Origin of the sequence: Lacibacter sp. MH-610 (assembly GCF_045780045.1) — a bacterium.
Taxonomy (GTDB): Bacteria; Bacteroidota; Bacteroidia; order Chitinophagales; family Chitinophagaceae; genus Lacibacter.
Map to the genome: position 1 here is coordinate 555962 of NZ_CP116002.1, position 19805 is coordinate 575766.

Consider the following 19805-nt stretch of genomic DNA (forward strand, 5'->3'; position numbering starts at 1 on the left):
TCAATTAAACTGTTGCTCAACTTACGTTCAGAGGATGGGGGCTTCGCTTACTCCGCTTCCGCCACCACTTCTTCCACTTCCGGAATCATGCGCTTCATCATGCCTTCAATACCGGCTTTTAAGGTAATCATGGAAGAGGGGCAACCGCTGCAGCTTCCCTGCAACATCAGGTTCACTTTTCCATCCTTAAAACTTTTGAACTGGATAGCGCCACCATCCATTTCCACCGCAGGTTTTACATAGTTCTCCAAAATTTCCTGGATGCGTTTTACCACATCACCCTCATCGCCGCTGAAAACCACTTCTTCTTTAGCAGGCTGCACCACTTTACTTTCATCAATCACTTCATTTCCTGCTTCGAGGTATTCTTTTAAAAACGTACGCACACTGGGAATCACTTCCTGCCACTCAATATCCTCACCGGTGCGGGTAAGTGTTACAAAATTGCTGGCAATGAATACCGCTTTTACAAACGGAAATGTAAACAACTGCTGTGCCAGGGGACTTGCCTCGGCGGCAGATACTTCCGGGAAATCAATGCTCTTGCCGGGATAAAGGAGTTTGTTGGCTACAAACTTCATTGTTTCCGGGTTAGGCGTCATTTCTGTATAAATACTGATAACGGGGTTACCTGTTTGAATCATAGCTTTCAGTTTAAAATTCCTTCAAGAGGACTGCAAATATAAGAACAAAGCAGGGCAACGATTGTTCGGCCCGGGGATTCAGTTCCGATTGGGCATTTATTTCCTGATATCGTAACTTAGAAGGATTAAATTGACAATATGTTAAACGCAAAAATTGAAAAAGCACTCAACCAACAGATTCTGCTGGAAGCAGAGTCGAGCCAGATTTATTTAGCCATGGCCAGTTGGGCCGAAGTGGAGGGTTATGCAGGTATTGCCGCCTTCCTGTTTCATCATAGCGATGAAGAGCGCATGCATATGCTCAAACTGCTGAGGTTTGTAAATGAGCAGGGCGGTCATGGTGTGGTACCGGCATTGCCTGCCCCATCAGCTAAATACAAAGGAGTAAAAGAACTGTTTCAGCAGGTGCTGGAGCATGAAATACTGGTAAGCAACGAAATCAACAAACTCGTGGATATCTGTTTGAAGGAGAAAGATTACACCACCCATAATTTTTTGCAGTGGTATGTGAGTGAGCAGATTGAAGAAGAAGCACTGGCCCGCAACGTAATGGACAAACTGAAACTCATTGGCGGCGATAAAAGTGGCATGTACTTTTTTGACCGTGATATTGCCGGGCTGGCAGCAGCAGAAGGTGGCGGTGCCGATGCGGAAGGCGGCAAATAAAACAATCCACTTTGTTGAATAAAGAACAAAAGGATGAAACGCAAAATATGGGTGTTTCATCCTTTTCATTTAACTTCATTTTGATTGATGGAGGTAGCTTAGGTAACCGGCAGGGGTACTGCTATGGAGCATCGTTGCGCCTGCCTGCCGACAGGCGGGTCGCACACTTCATCGTCTGTTTCAATACTAATCAGATCAAAGAAGCAAGAAGTTAATTGATGATGTGTTCTTTTATTTTTCAATAAACAAACAAAAGCCCGGCCCCCCCTCTGCCTTTGGAGAGGGGAATGAGGGGTGAGGTTAAAACATTTCAGCTTATGAACAGAGAAATTTTCAGTTGGTACAGTCCTGCACTGGGTAAAGACATGCCCATTGTGAGTTATGGTCATTATGGTTTTGCTTTATTGCTGGTACCTACTGCCGCAGCAGATTACTTAGAGTATGAACGTTTTCAACTGATTGATTCCATCAGACCATGGATTGATTCGGGCAAAGTGCGTGTGTTTTCCGTAAACAGCATTAACACAGAAAGCTGGCTTAACAATGAAATGGCCGGTGAGCATAAAGGCATCCGTCATAACCAGTTTAATGAATACATCTACAACGAAGTAGTACCGTATATCAAAAACAAAACAAGCTGGGAAACACCCATCTATGTAAGCGGTGCTTCCTTTGGTGCCTTGCACAGCATGAACCTTTTTTTAAAACGTCCTGATTTAATCAGTGGTGCCATTGCCATGAGTGGTGTGTATGATTTAATGGAATACACCAAAGGTCATTATGACGACCAGGTGTACTACAACAGTCCCATGCACTATATGCCTAACTTAACGGATCATGGAATTTTAGAACAGATCCGTCGTTCGCCACATATTCATATTGTTACCGGCAGTGGTGCGTATGAAGATCCTTCCAGCAGCGGACGCTTTGCAAAAATTTTATACGATAAAGGTATTAACTACAACCTCGACATCTGGGGCGAAGAATGGCCACACGACTGGAACACATGGCGTGCCATGATGCCCGTTTATCTTGAACATAAATTGTGGTAAACCACTAACAGGAACTTACAACAAAGTTCTGGAGAGTTAAATAAAAAACAAGCAGAAAGAGACCTATTCTCTTTCTGCTTGTTCTCTATATTTCTTAACCTCTTTGTCTCTTCTTCTCCGTGTTAAAAAACTCACATCTTCACCGCTTTCACCGTATAACCGGCTTTTTGCAACAAACCGATCACACCGTTTTTACCGGCGAGATGGGCGGCACCTACGGCAAAAAAGCAACTGCCTGTTTTCATGTTTTGTTCCATTACAGGAATCCAGTTGTTATTGCGCCGGGTGAGCAATGCTTCTTCAGCGTTCATCAGATCAGGAGAGCCTTCCACTGATTGCATCAGTTTATTCAGGTTCTGTTCTTTGTACATTGCCACCATGGAAGCAAATTGCTTTTGTTGTTGTTCGTAGTCACGAATCATTGTTACAATGTTTTTGGCTTCCACACTATCCGGTATATCATCAAACACTTTCATCTGGTCTTCTACTGTTTCCAGTCCTTGCAGATCTTTCTTTTGCTGTTTGGCCAGCGTCATAAAATATTGTTCGTAGGATTCACTGCTGCTGCAGGGCAGCATTTTCAAATACAACATACTCATGACCATCATGGGTTTAAAACCATTGAACATAACAAGCGGCATCTGTAGTTTTGATTTAAAGAAACTATCCACCAGTGCATAATCATCACCAAATATTTTTTTCAGACTTTGTCCGCCGGTAAGTGCAGCCAGTTTCATCAGTTTCATTTGCATGGCAGGATCATCTATGTCTATTTCCAGGAAAATCTTTGCAGCCTTGCTGAATTTTTGCTCTACCACCGGCGACATGATAAAATCTTCTTTACAAATCATGTGAATAGTGCCAAAGAGATAAGAAGGTTGCTGCAAACCCTTGCCGCTGATTTCCCAGAGCAGACTGTTTTCATTTTGTGCATTTACTGAGAGAGCGACACAAAGCAGGAGGGATACAAAAAATGATTTCATGAAAAGCCGGGATTGGTTAATTCTTAAAAGGAAGTTCATTCATTTCGTTTACAATCTGTCTTAATTTTTTTACATGCCTGCCATAAAGCAGGTTGATATACCATTTGTTTAAAAAGAAAACAGGAACTGTAAATACCAGTGAAATAATAAACAGTGCTATAAAAAAGTAAATAAAGAACGCTTCTTTATTCAGCGGCACATCCTTTGGTAAGGGAGAGGTGAAATAAACAATTATACCGGAAAGCATTAAAATAACCGGTACCAGTAAGGTGCCCGCCCATAAATACAGCTTTAGTAATTTTTCAAGCGTTACCAGTTGTGTACTCAGGTTGCTTTTTACTTCGCAGGTTACACATTCCATATTTAAAAGCAGTTTGCGTTTGGTGATGTAATACCATCCGTACAAAGCGCCCAATACAGCCATCATCAACGCCAGGTACAACATACCGGTTTGATTTTGTACGAGGTAATAAATAATGGTACCTCCATACATTACCACCACCACCATTAACTCCCAAAACAAATTGCGTTTGAGTTTGGCAATAGGGCTCTTAGATTTTTTACTCAGCAGTTGCTCCAGCTCTTCAGGTGAAGTGGATGCAGCACTGCTGCCCACCTCTTTCCATGCTGATTTTAATGCTTCAAGTTCCATAAGCTTCCTCCTTTGTAAATGTTCTCAATTTATCTTTGATACGGTTCATTTTTACCCGCAGGTTGCCATTGCTGATACCAAGGATCTCTTCCATTTCTTCATAACTTTTATCTTCCAGGTACAGCATTACAATCGCTTTTTCTACATCGCTCAGTTTTTGAATGGCCGCATACATTTGTTTTAACTGTTCTTCTTTGGCATCATCTTTTACATCAGCCTCTTCTCTTGGTATAAACTCAGGAAACTGCAGGTCTACCCGGCGGTTTTGTTTGCGTAAATCAGAAATGGCGGTGTTCAATGCTATGCGGTACATCCAGGTGCTGAACTTACTTTCCCCTCTGAAACTCCCATAGGCTTTCCACAGTTGAATCACAATTTCCTGGTACAGATCTTCTTTGCCCACTTCATCACGGCCATACATATGACATACCTTACGGATAATGCCCTGATTGCGGTTTACAATCTCCAAAAATTCGTTCTGTACAGCGGTTGGTTTCAACTAAAACAGCAGTTTAATGTTATATTGGTTGCCCGAAAGGTAAATTTGTTACGCAGATGAAAAAAATATATCACCTCGGCACCTGTACTACCAGCCAGGCTATTATTAAGGAAACAGGTATTGCTCAAAAAGGTTTTGAAATGCAGGATATTAAAGTAGAGAAAATAACACCTGCCCAGTTAGAGGCGATGCAAAAAATGGCCGGCAGTTATGAAGCACTCTTCAGCCGCCGTGCTTTAAAGTACAAAGAGCTGGGTTTGAAAGATAAACAGCTTACAGAAAAAGACTACCGCCACTACATACTGGAGGAATACACTTTTTTAAAACGGCCCGTAGTCATTATCAACCAATCCATCTTCATCGGCAGCGAAAAGAAAACAGTGGAGGCATTGAAGAAAGCAGTGCTTTAACCGGTCGGTACGGCCCTTAGACCGTCAGACCAAAAAGTACAACAATCGTTTTTTATATTCGATAATTTCAACACATGATTCGCCACGCCACCACTGCAGATTTTGAATTCATTTTTGAACTCTACATGCACCCGGCCATCAATCCGTGGTTACTGTATGAGCCCATGGATGCGGTGCATTTTCAACCCATCTTTCAGGAACTGCTCGAAAGAAAAGTTTTATATGTATTTGAAGTAGCGGAGATACCCGTGGGTATGTGCAAACTGGTGCCTGAAGAACACCGCAGTGCTCATGTGTTGTATGTGGGCGGTATTGGCATTCACCCCTCCTTTGCAGGAAATGGTTATGGCGTACAACTCATGGAAGCAATCAAATTATTTGCTGATGCGGAAGGATACAGGCGTTTGGAGCTGAGTGTTGCGGCCATCAATGAAAAAGCCATGCATGTATATGAAAAGGCGGGTTTTCTGAAAGAAGGCATTCTCCGCAAATACACCTATCAAAAAGCAGAAGACCGTTACCTGGATGAAGTAATGATGAGTTGCTTATTATAACTGCAGGTTTCTTCGCCTGTTCAACGGCGTTACTATTTATATGATGAAGATCATTTGGAAATCGCCTGTTCCTCACCGTACCTTTGAAACAGTCTTACAGCTATGACTTAAAAGAATACTCCGGCTTGGAGGATTGCAAACCGGCAGTTTCCGTAAACCCATCTGCTACGGCAAATCCATTTGAAACAATATTCAGACTTGATGAACGGACTATACGTTTCAGAAACGTATCCTGCGCTGTATCAAGCCAACCTTTAAAACGGAGTTTATGAAAACGATGTTTAAAGCGTTCTGGCTGATGATCGCATTGTTGGCTTTGAACGCATGTAAAAAAACAGTAACGGAAGAGCCTGCTCCGTTGGATCAAAACAAGTTTGCATTTGTAAATGACGAAAGCGGTAATTTTTATGCAGTAAATGCGCAAACCGGTTTGTTGTTATGGAAACGTAACACAGAAGGTGCCGGTGGTTCGTATATTTCATCACCCGCTGTAACACAGGATGCTGTGGTATTTGCTGACAGGGGTAATGAAAAGCTTTTCTGCTTTAATACACCGGATGGTACTGTAAAATGGACCAAAAACTATGTATATGCAGGTTACTATGCTTCACCGGTAATCATGAACAACATAGCCTATGTTCCTAATTACAGTGATTATTTTGAAAAGATAACCGGTTATACATTGGGTGGTGGTGTGGCAGTAAAAGAATTTATGGTGCCGAACGATTATGATGCCAACTCACTCAACATTGTAAAAGATCTGTATGTAGTTGCTACATGCGGCGGACACTTGTTTGGTGTAAGCCAGGATGGTATCAAGCAATGGGAATACCGGAGTAATACAGGATGTTACCACAATAACCCGGCTATTAATGACGGCATTATTTACATACTCAGCAGCAGCGGCAAACTCAGTGCTGTAAAAGCTGCTACCGGCATGGAAGTATGGAGCCGCATGGTAGGCGAAATGGTAGAAAATGCTTCTGTAGTGTATAACAATGGTATGTTGTTTATTGCAGGTTATTATACCAATAATAAGATTTATGCTTTTAATGCTGCTGATGGTGCATTAAAACACACCTATCAAATGCCGGAAGGCGGCAGCTTCTATTATTACTATAACACACCTGCTGTAAACGATGGTAAATTGTTCATGCTTTCTCAAAACGGAATACTGGTAGCCTTTGATGTGAACAATGAAAACATACTCTGGCAAAAAGATTTCGGTATTTCCGGCAGCGGACGTATGCAGGCACAAATTACCTTCCATAACAGAACAGAAAGCATTGCTGCAATGTCTTCTGTAGTGATAGCTAACAACACTTTGTTCTTAACCGTGGGTAAAACCATGTATGCTGTTAACCTGAAAGGAGATATCATGTGGCAGTTCAGTGCCGATGATTATATCTACAGTTCACCTGTTGTGTTGAGTAACTATAACAAAGCATACCGTGGCGGTAATGCGGGAGTAGTTGTTCAATAAGGGTTCTTTACGGGAAGTTTGCAAAAGCCCCGGCACTATGCCGGGGCTTTTGTTAAACAGGTACTATTAAGTTTTCAATTGCAATAAGTGACATTGTTATGCAGGCGAGATAAGAAGTTGGTGGTTACTTCCACAAAAATCCTGCGATAAACAAACCAAACACCAGTGTTACGTGTACAAAGAGCCATGCTTTTTGCCATTTTTTGCGCTCCTGCCAGGTAGCAGGGGCAAAAGGATCAAAAATTAAAGCAAGCCCCAGGTTGGAAGCGGCATCGGTTATATCGCCTTTTACTAGAAAATAAAGGCATAACAGAAGAAAGCCTGAATAAAGTAAACGGTTTACTGTAAGTGATGTATCCTGCTTGCCGGTTTTTATGATGGTCATGGTTTTTTATTGATTAGTAGCCTGCCATCCTTTTTTGTTACACTATTCGATTTCAGTTTTTTTAAACCACCTTACCTTTTACTACCTCCTGCGACTCACACTAAGCTTTTAAACGCACTTATATTCTTCACTCTAAAACTTTTTCAAAATAAAATCCTGCAGGACTTTAAGTAAATTGTATTCCATGTCTGCAACTCTTATAACCGGCATTGATGTATTGCTTTCAACAAAACGTTTCAGCCATCAACGCATTGCCCTTGTTACCAACAACGCTGCCCTTACTGCAACGGGTGAACAATCACGCATGTCATTGCTCAAAAATAAGTTTCATCTTACAACACTTTTTTCTCCGGAGCATGGCATATCGGTACAAGGTGCTGATGGTGCCGCCCAGCAAAACAGCATAGATGCAGCTACAGGCTTACCCATAATCAGTTTGTACGGCCATAAACTGTCGCCATCAGAAGAAGATTTGAAGGATGCAGACCTTGTACTCTTTGATATTCCGGATGTGGGTTGCCGCTTTTATACCTATCTCTGGACCATGACCTATGTAATGGAAGCCTGTGCACAATACAACAAACCATTCATCGTGCTGGACCGGCCCAATCCCATGGGCGCATTGATAGAGCAGGCGGAAGGTCCTTTTTTAGAGGAGCAAAATTGTTCTTCCTTCACAGGCCGCTGGAATATTCCTTTAAAACACAGTTGCACCTTGGGCGAACTTGCTTTGTACTTTGCTGCTACAAGATTACCGCAGCTCACCATAGAAGTGATTCCTGTACAAAACTATCAACGGCACTATACTGCTTTAAAGGAGTTCAGCTTTGTACCTACCTCGCCGGCATTGCAAACAATACGGGCAGCTATGTTTTATCCGGGCACCGGTTTGTTGGAAGGCGTGAACCTCAATGAAGGAAGAGGAACCGGCTATTCCTTCACAGTTTTAAGTGCTCCCTGGATACATGCAACGCAACTTTGTGATGCACTGAATGCACTACAATTAACCGGTGTTGCTTTCAAACCTGTACATTACCGGGCAGTAACACCACCTTATATAAACGAAAATTGCAACGGTGTTCAACTGCATATTACCGATCATTCAAAACTGCAGGCAGTGCATACAGGAGTAACTGTATTACAAACAATAGCTGCATTGTATCCGCAGCAATTGGAGCAACGTTTGTATCCAACTCATGCCAACCCTTCCGGCAGTCAACATTTAGATAAACTGCTGGGTTTCCCCAATGCTTTTGAAGCAATTGTTACAGGTCAAAAAATAAACCTGCAGGTGGCAGAGGAATGGTACCGGCAAATACAAGCTTATCTTTTATATTATTGATCCAATGCATCTAAAAGAAAAAGACGTCTTGCGACGTCTTTTCTCAGTTCACGGGGTACGAATGCAGCCAGCAGCAATTAAGCCGCATCTGCATACGGTTTCTTATAGCCGTTGGGCTTTATTTCTTTTTCTTTTTGTTTGGGGCTGAGTTCAATGGCGTGCAGGGATTGCATTTCACGGTACAGGAAAATCAAGCGTCCGGCTACGGCAATAACCGTAAGTGCCACTGAAAAAAAAGCGGATGGATACGTACTTAAAAAATCAAGTAACATAGGATGGGATTTTTGGGTTTTCAAATAATTGTTCGGATCAGGTTTAAAACTATGCAACCCGTTTCATACAGCCTGTAATAGCCGGTATGTTTTTCAGAGAATACAGTGTTCCATTTAGTGCCGCTAAAAAATTCACTACGGGTCTGCGGCTGCCCATTCTTTTGTTTCTTTGTAACAGCCTGTTTTACAGGGCCGCTTTTTTTATGATGCCTGCTTTTTTAAATGACCGGTTTATTTCAAACGGGGAAGCTGTGCTCCACAGTTCTGATCTTTCTATACAAAGAGGGTATGGTGTGTTTGATTTTTTAAGAACGGTGAACGCACATCCCTTGTTTCTGCAACATCATTTAGATCGTTTTTTTCATTCGGCTGAAAATATGCACCTGCAGCTGCCATACAGTAAAGAAGAGCTCAGTAACATTATTCATCAATTGATGGAACAATCAAAGCTCAAAGAAGCGGGCATCCGTCTCCTGCTCACGGGTGGATATTCGCCGGATACTTATCATATCAGCAAGCCTAACTTACTCATCACCTGTAATCCTGTAGTTACTTCCACAAAAGAAATGTTTCAAAAAGGATTGTCTGTTATCACTTATGAACATCAAAGGGAATTGCCGCATATCAAAAGCATCAACTATTTAATGGCAGTATGGCTGCATCCTTTGTTGAAAGAAAAGAAAGCTGATGATGTATTGTATCATCATAACAATCGCATCACGGAATTTCCAAGGTCCAATGTATTTGCGGTGATCAACAATGTATTGGTTACACCGGCACGTGATATGCTCAAAGGCATGACAAGAAAATTTGTATTGGAGCAGGCTGCTTCTTTTATATCAACAGAAGAACGAGATATCCACCCTGAGGAATTGTATCACGCTTCAGAAATCTTTCTTACCAGCACCACGAAAAGAGTGATGCCTGTTTTACGTGTAAATGATAAAGTCATAGAAAACGGAACACCAGGTCCTGTTGCTGCTGCTATGTGGGAATTGTTTATGAAGATGGAGCAACAACTGTAATTGCCTCAATGCCCATTCTTTGCACGTCATAGCGAGGAGGAGGTACGACGACGTGACTATCTCCTGAACATTTATACAAATCCCTGTCTTTTGTACTTCATTACAGGCTGCAATACCTTTTTACTTTGCATGGTGACGTATCAATCTTCTTCATTACATTTTATACTTTGTATTTCTTACTTCGTACTTACAAAGTGCTCATATCAATCACAAACCTGTACTTTACATCACTCTTCAGAAGTCGCTCATAAGCTTCATTGATCTGGTCCATACGAATGAGCTCAATATCAGAAACGATGTTATGCTGTGCACAGAAGTCCAGCATCTCCTGTGTTTCAGGTAATCCACCAATGAGTGAACCGGCAATACTCTTACGGCCAAAGATGAGGTTGAACGCCGGCACCGTAGCCGGTTGAGCAGGAGCACCCACACAAACCATTACACCACTGGTGCGTAATAAGCCGAGGTAGAAATTATAATCATGATCGGCAGATACAGTGTCGAGTATAAAATCAAAATAACCCATCACACTCTTGATCTGCTCTGCATCAGAAGTAAGCACAAACTTATGAGCACCTAATCTCCTTGCATCTGCTTCTTTAGAAGCTGTATGACTTAACATGGTTACTTCAGCACCCATGGCTGCTGCCAGTTTAACACCCATATGTCCTAAGCCACCTAAACCTAATACACCCACTTTGGTGCCCTTGCCCACCTTCCAGTGGCGCAACGGAGAATAAGTTGTAATACCGGCACACAACAAAGGAGCTGCTGCATCTAAGGGCAGGTTATCAGCAATATGTAAAACAAAATCTTCATGCACAACAATGGAAGCACTGTAACCTCCGTGCGTATGACCACCACTTATTTTATCAGGAGCGCCATAAGTACCGGTAGGTCCCTGGTGGCAGTATTGCTCCAATCCTTCTTTACAGTTATCACATTCCCGGCAGCTATCTACCAGGCAACCTACTCCGGCTTTATCACCCGTTTTAAATTTTTTTACATGACTGCCCACCGCTGTTACTATGCCCACAATTTCATGACCCGGCACACAGGGATAAACGGCATTATGCCATTCATTGCGAACGGTGTGCAAATCACTGTGGCATACACCACAATACCGGATTTCAATCTGTACATCATGCGGGCCGGGAACACGGCGTTCAATGGTAAGAGGCACAAGAGGAGTAGTGGCGCTGAGGCCTCCGTAAGCTTTAGTGGAAGTCATAAAATGTGATTGTTTTTGGGAATGATGCTAAAGGTAATGGCATTTGGTTGAGAAACAGCAACATCTGGAAAATCAGGCTGAATTATTTTCTCAAAACATTGCATTTGGTAAAATAACGCTTTACCTTATACTTCCTTCGCCCCCTATCTCAACTAAGTAACCTTCACTTTCTTCACATTCTAAACCAAAACGACATGAGAAAATTCCTTCTCCTGCTTCTGCTGTTACCTGTAATAGTATGGAGCCAAAACAAAAACGTGGTGAATACCACAAGAGTGTTTCCCAAGATTGATAAAGTACTGGAGTTTGAAAAAGCTATTGCTGCCCATTCACAGAAGTACCACACCGGCGACTGGAAATGGCGGGTTTTTGAAATCCAGACCGGTCCTGATGTGGGGGGTTATCATATTACTGAAGGCCCTGCCAGTTGGGATATGATTGACAGCCGGGGCAACCTGGGTACGGAGCATAACAACGACTGGAACAAAACCATCGCTCCCTTATTGGTACAGGAGCAGCAAAGCAGTTACTCTGTGTACCAGGAAGAGCTGAGCACGATTGCTATTGGCGATTATTCTGATAAGATTGTGATTACGCATTATTATCAGAAACAGGGTTATGGTCCGGAGTTACGGGCGCACTTAGCGAAAATGAAAAAAGCATGGGAAGCAGGAGGTTCTACCATGGCAGTTTATACGGCTGCTGTTTCAGGTCCTGCGCAATTTGCCGTTGTAAACCGCTTGAAACAGGGTTTGAAAGAATTAAACAGTGGTTTCCGCACGCCCATCAAAGAACGCTATGAAAAAATTCACGGAGAAGACTCATGGGATGGCTGGATGGATTTTGTTAAACATCATATCGAAAAAACATGGAGCGAACTCTTATACTTCCGGGCTGATTTAAGTTCCAGATAACAACGGCAACCTTCAGCTCAACCGCAACCTCGTGTTGCGGTTTTTTTATGTATAGGTGAAAGGTTATTGAAGCATTTGTTGGAACAACACTGCGAACCGAACCTGTCTAATTATTAAGAGTAAACTTTTCTATTCAGTTCTTAAGAAGAGATGCATTGCAGACGGGATAGTACACGGTATAAAGCAAAGGTTAAAAAAGTAAAATAAATTATAGTGCTTTACTTACTTTTCTTTTTCTCTGAGCTGAGCAAGTATTCGTTCCAACTCATTACCAAGAGAGGGCAACTCATTTTTAATTACGTTCCAAACCAAAGGAAGATCCGTGCCAAAGTATTGATGAATTAAACGGTTGCGCATTCCTTTAATAAGTTTCCACGGAATTAGTTTTTCCTGTTCTTTTAATTCCTCGGGTAGTTTCGTGACCGCTTCTCCGATTACCTGGATATTATAAAGACAAGCTTCAGTCATCATAAAATCTGCCGCAAAATCGTCAAAGGAAACTGTGGAAGTATATGTTTGAATGTGACGGATACATTTTAATATATCTTCAATAATGAAAGAAGGCTTTCGTTCAGGCATACACAATGTCTTTTTGAACGTAAGGAAGGTATTTGGGTTTTATAGAGCGTAGGGGAACTACATCTGTTTTAATTCCAAAAAGGGCTTCAATTTCATCGGCCATAGCTACAAAATTCAGGCCCATATTCCCGTTCAGTTCCACAGCTATATCTATGTCACTGTCGGGTCCGGCCTCACCACGGGCATACGAACCAAACACGCCCAATTTGCTCACAGGGTATTTGCGTTGCAGTTCCGGTTTATGAGTCCTTAAAATGTTCAGTATTTGTTCCAGTGTGTACACTATACAAAGTAACTGAATTTTATGGATTGAGGTAATCAACCTTGAGGTGAATAAACAATACCTGTTTCCTGCCGTCATAAGGTAGTTCGTACCTCTTACCTCTTACTTCCTTCTTAATACTCCCATAACACATCTTCCTCATCTTTGACACCACATGAACCGTAAAACATTTTTACAGGAGTCAATAGGAGCGCTCACAGCAGTGTGCCTTAGTTGTGCGGCCTGCACCAGGTATAATGAAGAAGAATTATATCCCGTGCGTAACGGTCCCTTGCTCACCATCAACCTCAACAATCAATTACTCAATAACGGCGATACACTCATCAGCAATAATATCATCGTGGTTCGTTTGGCTACTACCAATCAACCTGCATCCTTCACCGCTGTGCAACGAGACTGCACCCATGCAGGCGGACTCCTCTACTGGGATCAAGCCACCACACGCTTCATCTGCCCTGTGCATGGCAGTGAATTTTCAGCAACAGGTGTGGTGCTTACAGGTCCTGCTTTTAATAATCTCAAACGTTATACCATCACCTTGCAAAACAATCAACTGCTCATCACTTCTTAACTACGGCCGGTTTGGGTGCATCATTCAACGTATGTATAAATGCAATGATCGCTTTGGTTTCCGCAGCCGTTAATCCTAAGCTATCTGCCGGCAAGGTTTGATTGCCTGTTTTCAAACCCAAACCTTCACCACCGCCTTTGTTATAAAATTGAAGCAGCTCTTCTAAACTCCCGTACACACCATTGTGCATATAAGGAGCGGTAAGCGCTGCATTGCGTACCGTAGGTGTTTTAAAGGATTGCAGCAGTTGCGGTAGTGGGTGCATCTTCCACCGTCCCTCGTCTTTGTCCGGTTGGGTGCCTCCTGCATCAGCCGGTGTGCCCAGCACTTCACTTTCTGTTTTTTGAAAATTCGGAGGCACGGTACCGTTAAACAAAGGCATGAAATGACAGGTGCCGCATTTGGCCTTGCCCATAAATAAATTAAATCCCTGAACTTCTTCTGTATTCATCGCATTCGCATCGCCCCGCATATACGCATCAAACCTCGAGTTGAAGTTTGCTAAAGAACGGATATAAGAAGCCAGTGCATTCTGCACCTGCCAGGGTTCAATAGCAGCAGCGGAGGGAAATGCTTTTGCAAACAGTGTTTTATATTCTTTATGTTGTTCCAGTTTGATAACGACCTCTTTCAATGATCCATGCATCTCTTCTTTATTCTCAATTACATCGGCGCTTTGTGTTTCCAGATCGGTGCGTCGCATATCCCAGAACTGTCCATGCTGTAAAGCTGCATAGCTGAGGGAGGGTGAATTGCGTTGTATAAAACCACCGTTGAGGGAAGCGCTTGTTTTCAATCCATCACTGAAAGCCTTTTCAGGTTGGTGACAACTGCCGCAGTTGCGGTTATTGTTCACGGAAAGAATATTATCGTAAAACAAACGTTCACCCAATCTTGCTTTTTCATTAGTAAAAATATATTCCGGTGCCGGTGTAAATCCGTTTACATCAAAACCATCAGCATCAAACAAAGTAGCTGCCTCTGTTTTATAAACCCTTCCGTCCTGTACAAAAGCAATTTGTTCCTCCTGCTGGTAACGGTGTAATTGCTCACACAGCGGGTTGATGTATTGTGTGATAAATAAAGCACGGTTAAAATCATTAAATGAAACCGGCTTGCTGCAAAAGGTAATGGCTTTTTCATACTGAGCCAGCAACTCACTGAAGAGGGATTCATTTTTACTTTGCACCGGGCTTAAAGATGTTTGCAGCAACTGTTTTAAACTGTTTAAACTTACAGGCAGTTCTTCCAAGCCGCCTAATGCCACCGGCATATCAAAACCGGTAATGCCCAATGTAATGATGCGGTACAGTTGCAAACGCATGGCATCCATCACCTGTTCTTTTGAAAAGCTGATAGCGTTGAAATGTTGTTTCATCCGTTCACAGGTACCTGTCATGATTTTAAGATTACGGATGAGTTCTTCCCGGTTGTTGGTATCAAAGGAAGGATAGATCAATTCTTCTATTACCTGGAACCCTTCCGGCGGTACGGCTTTGTTTTCTTCCAGCTCCAGTTCATCCAGTGCCGGTCCGTTTACAAACCTTGATGTAGTAGGCATAAAATATTCCACCGCCCATTCTATTTCTTTGTATTGACGGCGGGCCTTGCGGAAAGTTTGCTGCAATGCTTCACTGCTCTCCGTTGCTGTGGCCAAAGGCAGCAGGGTATCTTTTAAAAATTGCTGCAGTTGTTCAATACCGGCCAGCACTTCTACACGTGCTGCATCCGCTTCTGTTTGTTTGGTATTGCATTGACACACCAGTAAAGCGCTTCCTGCAATCATAAACAGGAAAACAAGTAATGTACTTTTCTTCATGCGTTCATTTTATTACATCGGTACAAAAAAACCATCATCATCACTTCAATTAAATAAAGAACCCCCTGCACCAAACAGGGGGTAGAGGTTGTATATAAGAGTGCATTATCTGGGCACGTTGCGCAACAGAATCACCTGGCCACCTTCTTTATTGGTGTTAGTGCCGCTGCCATCCGCATTCAGGTATTTGTTTTCCTGCCAGGTATGCGGGTGAATATTAGCAAGGAAGGTATTGGGTACACCAATGATATCAGAAATATCCCACATAGCGCCCCACTCCCAGCTGCCGAACTTGGTTTCACCTACCGGATTGTACTTGGCATTCCATGCCGCATCGCCACGCTTGTGGTTCATATTGATGAAGGGACGGTTTTGCTTGCTGTTGATATTATACTGCCAGATATAAGAATCATGGGTAGAAGCGGTGTAATAAGAATCACCATCTTCCTGGATGTACACATAGTTATCCGTTACACAAACGTTATCCGGGTTAATGATGCCGGTGCCGGGTGTAGCATCACCATTCACCACTAATTCTAATTTTCCTTTGAGCGGATCAGCCGCATCCAGTACTAATTTGTACAAACGGCCCCACATGGTATAACCTGGCTGGGGATTCATACGGTCAGGCGACTGACCCGTAGCTACAAAATACAGTTCACGGTTATTGGCAGCGCTGCCCTTGCGGTAGTCAAGGTCTTCTACACGGGAGAAACGGATGGCGCCACGGTTATTAGCTTCTGTATTGATTTGTGCACCGGTAAGGTTTTTAGCATCAGGTATTTCCACAAAATCCACATCATAAGAAGTACCGGCGGTGATATCTGTTTCCACCTGGTTGCCATCCCTGCGTTTAAGTACATAAAACTTTCCGCTGTTGAGGTCGCCCACGGTATTGCTAACGTACATAGCTACCTGCCCTGCACTGAGGTGACCGGTAGTAAAGCTCTGGTCTTCACCAATCAGGATTACGGTTTTACCGGGATAAGCGGCCTTGGTTAAAGGCACAGCATTTTCCATACTGGCTTTGCCAAGTGCAGGCAGTACACGGTCGGTACGCTGGCGGTCGCTCACCAGGGCCAGCGGGCTGATGCCATGCACCATACTTTCCTGTCCGCTTTCACCGGCGGTTAAAAAGATGGGTCCAAAACCATGCTCGGCAGGAGTAGCCAGTGTGGCGCTGCACAAACGCCATACACCACCTACACCATCTACAATGTATTCGCCTTTTACAGGCTTAAAGGTTTTATCAAGATATACACGGGATACAGAACGTAAAATTTCATGATTGTTAAGCATGATGTAACCATCACCGTTAGGGTCTTTTAAAAGGGCGGCACCATCAGGCTGGGCGCCGAAAACAAAAGAAGGTGAGTTTGGCAGTACATCATCGCTGCTGATGAGGGTGTTAATAGTAACGCCATCAAAACCGGGCATAGTAAAAGCGAGAGCCGGGTTTACAGAACGGTTTTCAAAAACAATGTCCGTGTTGGTGTTATCCGTTTTGTCTTTTTTCTTACAGGAGGCGGCGGCCAGTGCTGCCGTGAGCAGTACAAGAGGCATCAGTTTTTTGGTCATAGCAAATGATTGTTTAGAACCGCAAAACTCACGGCAGCAGGTTATAAAAACGTTACGCTCATGTAAACAAGCGGTTACCAAACTGTTACCGCAATATGATGGTGTAATGTTTCATAACAGAAAGACGTAGGAGCTTCAACAGTTGATGGGTTATACAGAGCCCAACGCCTGCACGTCATGGCGAGAAGCCTTAATGCCTTGTGCGGATGGGGAGGCGACGTGGCTATCTTCTGAATGCTTCCTTACAAATCTAAATGTGACTTAAAAGCAAATACAAAAAGTCTTACTGATACTATTTTGCAGGATGCTTAATATAACGCCGATAAAGCCGCTTCAAATATTTTTAATGAATGATCAACCTTTTACATGCCATTGTGGAGCACGTTGCGAAACACTTGCAGATTTTTATCACACCAATGCAAGGAGATTGATACAATATTGTTCGAATGATAGATGTAGATTTATTTGCTATGAAGAAGAGGATGAGGTTTTATTTCAAGAGGTTAAATTTCTCGCATTCCACAGTTTTTTAAATAAATAAAGATTGGATCGTAAAATTCAGGTAGTCGTGTATAATCTCTATTGTCACCTGCTGGAACAAATACAATAATTCCTTCTCTTGCCCTTGTTAGTAGAACCCGATAAGTGTTTAATAGAAACATACGTTCTTGCAAGTTTTTATTTTCCTGCCAAGTTGTTCCCGAAAAATTTTTAAAATCCCAAGAATCATTCCTTCTTCTAAGATCAGCATCCCAACAAACGCAAGCCCAATCAATTTCCAATCCTTGAACTTTATATTCTGTTGCTGTAAGTTCTAAATAATATGAAGATCGAACATCATTTTCATCATTTAAAAACCATAAGGCTTCATCAACTACATCTCTTACATTAATTCCATATGGTTTCAAACGTAACCCTCCTGAACTGGCTAACATTCCTATGCGCTTTGATCCTGCTTTTTTATTTCTCAACCACTCTTTTGCCTTGTTAATATCTCTTGTTATTACTAATGGATAAACTTCTTGAATAGAATTTGCGATATTCTTTGCAGGAACAACTTCATTAGCAATAACAGCCTGAACCCAATTGTTCAAGTTGGCTGCTTTAAAAGATCGCTGACTTACGCTCAAATGTAGTTGCTCGTTTTGTTTAATAAGTAAGTGGGAATAATTATTATTAAAAAGTTTTTGATTATCTGTTGAACTGTCTCCTTTAATTAGCTGAGGGGATATATGGACTTCCCAATTTTGATACTTACTTTGTATTGCCTTTCCCCATTCAGCTATTCCACCTTCTCCAGTATTAATCTCTTGGCCACCTCCGATTAATGCGATGATAACAGCCCAACCTTCATGTCTACTCATGAATTCAAATAGCAGCTCAGCCTCTGATTTTTCTTCAATATCAAAAGGGGTTGTTTCTCTGTTCCTGTTTTGCTTGGCTTTATTACTGAATTGTTTTGCATCCCAACAACGCTGTGCCTCATCGAAAACCACAATGCGTTCAACAGGGGCAGTCTTTCGTCTAATGTTATATTTTATGAATTGGTGTAGATTTTGAATTTTAGATTTTACTTTCCGTTCAGAGCCGCCTTTTGCAGGTTTTTCAGAAATTAATCCCTTTTTATAAAGTTGTTGTTGTCTTTTATAATGATCTCTTGCAAGGGATTCTTTAAGAACATTTATAAGCGGGACATTTCCCGAGAAATATGCGGTGTTTGTATCAGTTCCACCAAAAGCATCTTTCTCGTGTACAACATCAAGTCCTACAAGTGTTTTTCCTGCGCCTGGTACGCCGGTAACAAAACATATAATTTTCTTATTGTGTTCTTTTGCGTTATTAATAGCCTGAATTAGGTAAGTACTTGTTTTAGCTAAATTATCTGCACCATAATTTGAAATTTCTTTTACATCCTGTCCAGCGAATAAAGAAGTTGCAGCCTGAATAATTGTTGGCGTTGGACTATAGTCACTCTCGTCCCATTTTTTATAGTCAATAGATTCATTTGAATCAATGTGATAGGCAGTATAAGCATTATTGAGAATCTGTGATAAGTTCACAGCATTCGCATAAATACAATCCTTAACTAATTGTGGGGTTTCTTCAGTAAAGTTTTTGACTATTGATTTTGCTAGTGGGGCAAACAGAATCGGTACAATAGTTTTACTACTGCTTTCTTTATGAAAATCATGAAGATCAAATGCATAATCTTCTACTTGTCTTAAGTCTGCTAATTCATACTGCTTTCTGTCGTATTTAAACTCAACTACAAAAATCAAATCATCTGCTAGTATTACTGCATCAATCCTGCTTTGTAACCGGGGAATTTCATATTCAAGAAATAAATGCCATTTTGAAGCTTTGTTATTATTATCTACTAATTCGACGAATGATTTTTTTAATAGTTCAATACTACTGTTCCAAGATGTTGTTGTTATAGTATATTGACTGGCAAACTGCGTATTGGCTAAATTTAATTTGCCAATTATTTCCTCATTAGGCGTTTTCAAAAATACTTCAATGGATGCGGAGTAATACGAACCTCTCATTTCTTGAATTCTTTACTGTTAAAAAATTCAGCAACTGAGGTGTCTAGCGCTTTAATCAGCCTTTCTAATATTTCAACCGAAACATTACGTCGCCCATTTTCAACATCAGTAACATAAGTACGGTCTACTTCCGCTTTGTAGCCTAAAGCTTCTTGTGAGAGTTCTTGTTCTTTCCGAAGTTGTCGAATTCGAAGCCCAACTTTTCCTTTTAAATCCATGCCCGGAAGGTCTAACAATGTGGCTTTTAAGTCAACGGACTTTAAGGGTCGTATTGTAGTTTTGAAAAACAAACAGCGCAGGCAGTCCGCTTTAAA

Annotated in this window: 23 protein-coding genes; 10 read left to right on the forward strand and 13 right to left on the reverse strand. The window is 42.0% G+C overall.

Annotated features, from left to right (window positions below):
* Positions 1 to 47 precede the first annotated feature (47 nt).
* Complete coding sequence (locus tag PDL71_RS02540) at positions 48 to 644, reverse strand: NifU family protein (protein ID WP_407524870.1); 597 nt, start codon at positions 642 to 644, stop codon at positions 48 to 50.
* 138 nt (positions 645 to 782) lie between these two features.
* Here PDL71_RS02540 and PDL71_RS02545 point away from each other — a divergent pair, with 138 nt between their 5' ends.
* The 3 genes from PDL71_RS02545 (at position 783) to PDL71_RS02555 (ending at position 2362) form a co-directional block, all read left to right on the forward strand.
* Entirely contained in the window at positions 783 to 1310 is a 528-nt protein-coding gene (locus tag PDL71_RS02545; protein WP_407524873.1) for a ferritin, read from the forward strand.
* 11 nt (positions 1311 to 1321) lie between these two features.
* The gene (locus PDL71_RS02550; RefSeq protein ID WP_407524876.1) at positions 1322 to 1525 is read left to right on the forward strand and encodes a hypothetical protein; all 204 of its coding nucleotides are present in this window, start codon (positions 1322 to 1324) and stop codon (positions 1523 to 1525) included.
* Positions 1526 to 1627: 102 nt separating this feature from the next.
* Entirely contained in the window at positions 1628 to 2362 is a 735-nt protein-coding gene (locus PDL71_RS02555; RefSeq protein ID WP_407524879.1) for an esterase family protein, read from the forward strand.
* A gap of 131 nt (positions 2363 to 2493) precedes the next feature.
* Here the strand turns inward: PDL71_RS02555 and PDL71_RS02560 are convergent, their stop codons facing one another.
* From PDL71_RS02560 to PDL71_RS02570, 3 genes are read right to left on the reverse strand one after another with little or no spacing between them, the layout of a single operon-like run.
* Positions 2494 to 3345, reverse strand: a complete 852-nt coding sequence (locus PDL71_RS02560; protein WP_407524882.1) for a TraB/GumN family protein — start codon at positions 3343 to 3345, stop codon at positions 2494 to 2496.
* 16 nt (positions 3346 to 3361) lie between these two features.
* Positions 3362 to 3997 carry a hypothetical protein gene (locus tag PDL71_RS02565; RefSeq protein WP_407524885.1) on the reverse strand — a complete coding sequence of 212 codons (636 nt, stop codon included), beginning with the start codon at positions 3995 to 3997 and terminating at the stop codon, positions 3362 to 3364.
* The gene (locus PDL71_RS02570) at positions 3987 to 4496 is read right to left on the reverse strand and encodes an RNA polymerase sigma factor (RefSeq protein WP_407524888.1); all 510 of its coding nucleotides are present in this window, start codon (positions 4494 to 4496) and stop codon (positions 3987 to 3989) included. The genes PDL71_RS02565 and PDL71_RS02570 overlap by 11 nt, the downstream gene beginning before the upstream one ends.
* Positions 4497 to 4552: 56 nt before the next feature.
* Here PDL71_RS02570 and PDL71_RS02575 point away from each other — a divergent pair, with 56 nt between their 5' ends.
* The 3 genes from PDL71_RS02575 (at position 4553) to PDL71_RS02585 (ending at position 6943) form a co-directional block, all read left to right on the forward strand.
* Positions 4553 to 4906, forward strand: coding sequence for an arsenate reductase family protein (locus tag PDL71_RS02575; RefSeq protein ID WP_407524891.1), 354 nt, complete (start codon positions 4553 to 4555; stop codon positions 4904 to 4906).
* Between the two features lie 74 nt (positions 4907 to 4980).
* Complete coding sequence (locus PDL71_RS02580; RefSeq protein WP_407524894.1) at positions 4981 to 5460, forward strand: GNAT family N-acetyltransferase; 480 nt, start codon at positions 4981 to 4983, stop codon at positions 5458 to 5460.
* Positions 5461 to 5728: 268 nt separating this feature from the next.
* The gene (locus PDL71_RS02585; protein WP_407524897.1) at positions 5729 to 6943 is read left to right on the forward strand and encodes a PQQ-binding-like beta-propeller repeat protein; all 1215 of its coding nucleotides are present in this window, start codon (positions 5729 to 5731) and stop codon (positions 6941 to 6943) included.
* Between the two features lie 124 nt (positions 6944 to 7067).
* Here PDL71_RS02585 and PDL71_RS02590 read toward each other — a convergent pair whose 3' ends face one another.
* Positions 7068 to 7328 carry a hypothetical protein gene (locus PDL71_RS02590; protein WP_407524900.1) on the reverse strand — a complete coding sequence of 87 codons (261 nt, stop codon included), beginning with the start codon at positions 7326 to 7328 and terminating at the stop codon, positions 7068 to 7070.
* Positions 7329 to 7512: 184 nt separating this feature from the next.
* Between PDL71_RS02590 and PDL71_RS02595 the strand changes: the two genes are divergently transcribed.
* Complete coding sequence (locus PDL71_RS02595; RefSeq protein ID WP_407524903.1) at positions 7513 to 8670, forward strand: exo-beta-N-acetylmuramidase NamZ domain-containing protein; 1158 nt, start codon at positions 7513 to 7515, stop codon at positions 8668 to 8670.
* Between the two features lie 77 nt (positions 8671 to 8747).
* On the opposite strand, the gene PDL71_RS02600 is transcribed toward PDL71_RS02595, so the two are convergent.
* Positions 8748 to 8942, reverse strand: coding sequence for a hypothetical protein (locus PDL71_RS02600; RefSeq protein ID WP_407524906.1), 195 nt, complete (start codon positions 8940 to 8942; stop codon positions 8748 to 8750).
* Positions 8943 to 9028: 86 nt separating this feature from the next.
* Between PDL71_RS02600 and PDL71_RS02605 the strand changes: the two genes are divergently transcribed.
* Positions 9029 to 9967, forward strand: a complete 939-nt coding sequence (locus tag PDL71_RS02605) for an aminotransferase class IV (RefSeq protein WP_407524908.1) — start codon at positions 9029 to 9031, stop codon at positions 9965 to 9967.
* 187 nt (positions 9968 to 10154) lie between these two features.
* Here PDL71_RS02605 and PDL71_RS02610 read toward each other — a convergent pair whose 3' ends face one another.
* On the reverse strand, positions 10155 to 11198 hold the full coding sequence (locus PDL71_RS02610; RefSeq protein WP_407524911.1) for an NAD(P)-dependent alcohol dehydrogenase: 1044 nt from the start codon (positions 11196 to 11198) through the stop codon (positions 10155 to 10157).
* 194 nt (positions 11199 to 11392) lie between these two features.
* Between PDL71_RS02610 and PDL71_RS02615 the strand changes: the two genes are divergently transcribed.
* Positions 11393 to 12112: a hypothetical protein gene (locus PDL71_RS02615; RefSeq protein WP_407524914.1), complete on the forward strand. Its 720-nt coding sequence runs from the start codon at positions 11393 to 11395 to the stop codon at positions 12110 to 12112.
* A gap of 222 nt (positions 12113 to 12334) precedes the next feature.
* Here PDL71_RS02615 and PDL71_RS02620 read toward each other — a convergent pair whose 3' ends face one another.
* Together PDL71_RS02620 and PDL71_RS02625 are read right to left on the reverse strand one after the other, a co-directional pair.
* A complete protein-coding gene (locus PDL71_RS02620; RefSeq protein WP_407524916.1) occupies positions 12335 to 12691 on the reverse strand; it encodes a DUF86 domain-containing protein in 357 nt (118 codons plus the stop codon).
* On the reverse strand, positions 12684 to 12905 hold the full coding sequence (locus tag PDL71_RS02625) for a nucleotidyltransferase family protein (protein ID WP_407524919.1): 222 nt from the start codon (positions 12903 to 12905) through the stop codon (positions 12684 to 12686). Before PDL71_RS02625 ends, PDL71_RS02620 begins: the two co-directional genes overlap by 8 nt.
* Before the next feature lie 223 nt (positions 12906 to 13128).
* Between PDL71_RS02625 and PDL71_RS02630 the strand changes: the two genes are divergently transcribed.
* Positions 13129 to 13545, forward strand: a complete 417-nt coding sequence (locus PDL71_RS02630; protein ID WP_407524921.1) for a ubiquinol-cytochrome c reductase iron-sulfur subunit — start codon at positions 13129 to 13131, stop codon at positions 13543 to 13545.
* Here the strand turns inward: PDL71_RS02630 and PDL71_RS02635 are convergent.
* The 4 genes from PDL71_RS02635 to PDL71_RS02650 all read right to left on the reverse strand — a co-directional run bounded on the left by PDL71_RS02635 (position 13535) and on the right by PDL71_RS02650 (position 19709).
* Entirely contained in the window at positions 13535 to 15364 is a 1830-nt protein-coding gene (locus PDL71_RS02635) for a cytochrome-c peroxidase (RefSeq protein WP_407524924.1), read from the reverse strand. The genes PDL71_RS02630 and PDL71_RS02635 overlap by 11 nt on opposite strands.
* Before the next feature lie 105 nt (positions 15365 to 15469).
* Complete coding sequence (locus PDL71_RS02640) at positions 15470 to 16942, reverse strand: hypothetical protein (RefSeq protein WP_407524927.1); 1473 nt, start codon at positions 16940 to 16942, stop codon at positions 15470 to 15472.
* Between the two features lie 503 nt (positions 16943 to 17445).
* Positions 17446 to 19491 (reverse strand): DNA/RNA helicase domain-containing protein, encoded by a 2046-nt coding sequence (locus tag PDL71_RS02645; RefSeq protein ID WP_407524930.1) that lies wholly within the window; start codon positions 19489 to 19491, stop codon positions 17446 to 17448.
* Positions 19488 to 19709, reverse strand: a complete 222-nt coding sequence (locus tag PDL71_RS02650; RefSeq protein WP_407524933.1) for a helix-turn-helix domain-containing protein — start codon at positions 19707 to 19709, stop codon at positions 19488 to 19490. The genes PDL71_RS02645 and PDL71_RS02650 overlap by 4 nt, the downstream gene beginning before the upstream one ends.
* Between the last annotated feature and the right edge of the window lie 96 nt (positions 19710 to 19805).

Coding starts and splice junctions, on each gene's coding strand:
- PDL71_RS02565 (WP_407524885.1), bottom strand. CDS start 3,997: ATGGAACTTGAAGCATTAAAATCAGCATGGAAAGAGGTGGGCAGCAGT.
- PDL71_RS02615 (WP_407524914.1), top strand. CDS start 11,393: ATGAGAAAATTCCTTCTCCTGCTTCTGCTGTTACCTGTAATAGTATGG.
- PDL71_RS02600 (WP_407524906.1), bottom strand. CDS start 8,942: ATGTTACTTGATTTTTTAAGTACGTATCCATCCGCTTTTTTTTCAGTG.
- PDL71_RS02585 (WP_407524897.1), top strand. CDS start 5,729: ATGAAAACGATGTTTAAAGCGTTCTGGCTGATGATCGCATTGTTGGCT.
- PDL71_RS02560 (WP_407524882.1), bottom strand. CDS start 3,345: ATGAAATCATTTTTTGTATCCCTCCTGCTTTGTGTCGCTCTCTCAGTA.
- PDL71_RS02650 (WP_407524933.1), bottom strand. CDS start 19,709: ATGGATTTAAAAGGAAAAGTTGGGCTTCGAATTCGACAACTTCGGAAA.
- PDL71_RS02575 (WP_407524891.1), top strand. CDS start 4,553: ATGAAAAAAATATATCACCTCGGCACCTGTACTACCAGCCAGGCTATT.
- PDL71_RS02545 (WP_407524873.1), top strand. CDS start 783: ATGTTAAACGCAAAAATTGAAAAAGCACTCAACCAACAGATTCTGCTG.
- PDL71_RS02580 (WP_407524894.1), top strand. CDS start 4,981: ATGATTCGCCACGCCACCACTGCAGATTTTGAATTCATTTTTGAACTC.
- PDL71_RS02640 (WP_407524927.1), bottom strand. CDS start 16,942: ATGACCAAAAAACTGATGCCTCTTGTACTGCTCACGGCAGCACTGGCC.
- PDL71_RS02620 (WP_407524916.1), bottom strand. CDS start 12,691: ATGCCTGAACGAAAGCCTTCTTTCATTATTGAAGATATATTAAAATGT.
- PDL71_RS02555 (WP_407524879.1), top strand. CDS start 1,628: ATGAACAGAGAAATTTTCAGTTGGTACAGTCCTGCACTGGGTAAAGAC.
- PDL71_RS02645 (WP_407524930.1), bottom strand. CDS start 19,491: ATGAGAGGTTCGTATTACTCCGCATCCATTGAAGTATTTTTGAAAACG.
- PDL71_RS02610 (WP_407524911.1), bottom strand. CDS start 11,198: ATGACTTCCACTAAAGCTTACGGAGGCCTCAGCGCCACTACTCCTCTT.
- PDL71_RS02635 (WP_407524924.1), bottom strand. CDS start 15,364: ATGAAGAAAAGTACATTACTTGTTTTCCTGTTTATGATTGCAGGAAGC.
- PDL71_RS02590 (WP_407524900.1), bottom strand. CDS start 7,328: ATGACCATCATAAAAACCGGCAAGCAGGATACATCACTTACAGTAAAC.
- PDL71_RS02595 (WP_407524903.1), top strand. CDS start 7,513: ATGTCTGCAACTCTTATAACCGGCATTGATGTATTGCTTTCAACAAAA.
- PDL71_RS02540 (WP_407524870.1), bottom strand. CDS start 644: ATGATTCAAACAGGTAACCCCGTTATCAGTATTTATACAGAAATGACG.
- PDL71_RS02630 (WP_407524921.1), top strand. CDS start 13,129: ATGAACCGTAAAACATTTTTACAGGAGTCAATAGGAGCGCTCACAGCA.
- PDL71_RS02605 (WP_407524908.1), top strand. CDS start 9,029: ATGTTTTTCAGAGAATACAGTGTTCCATTTAGTGCCGCTAAAAAATTC.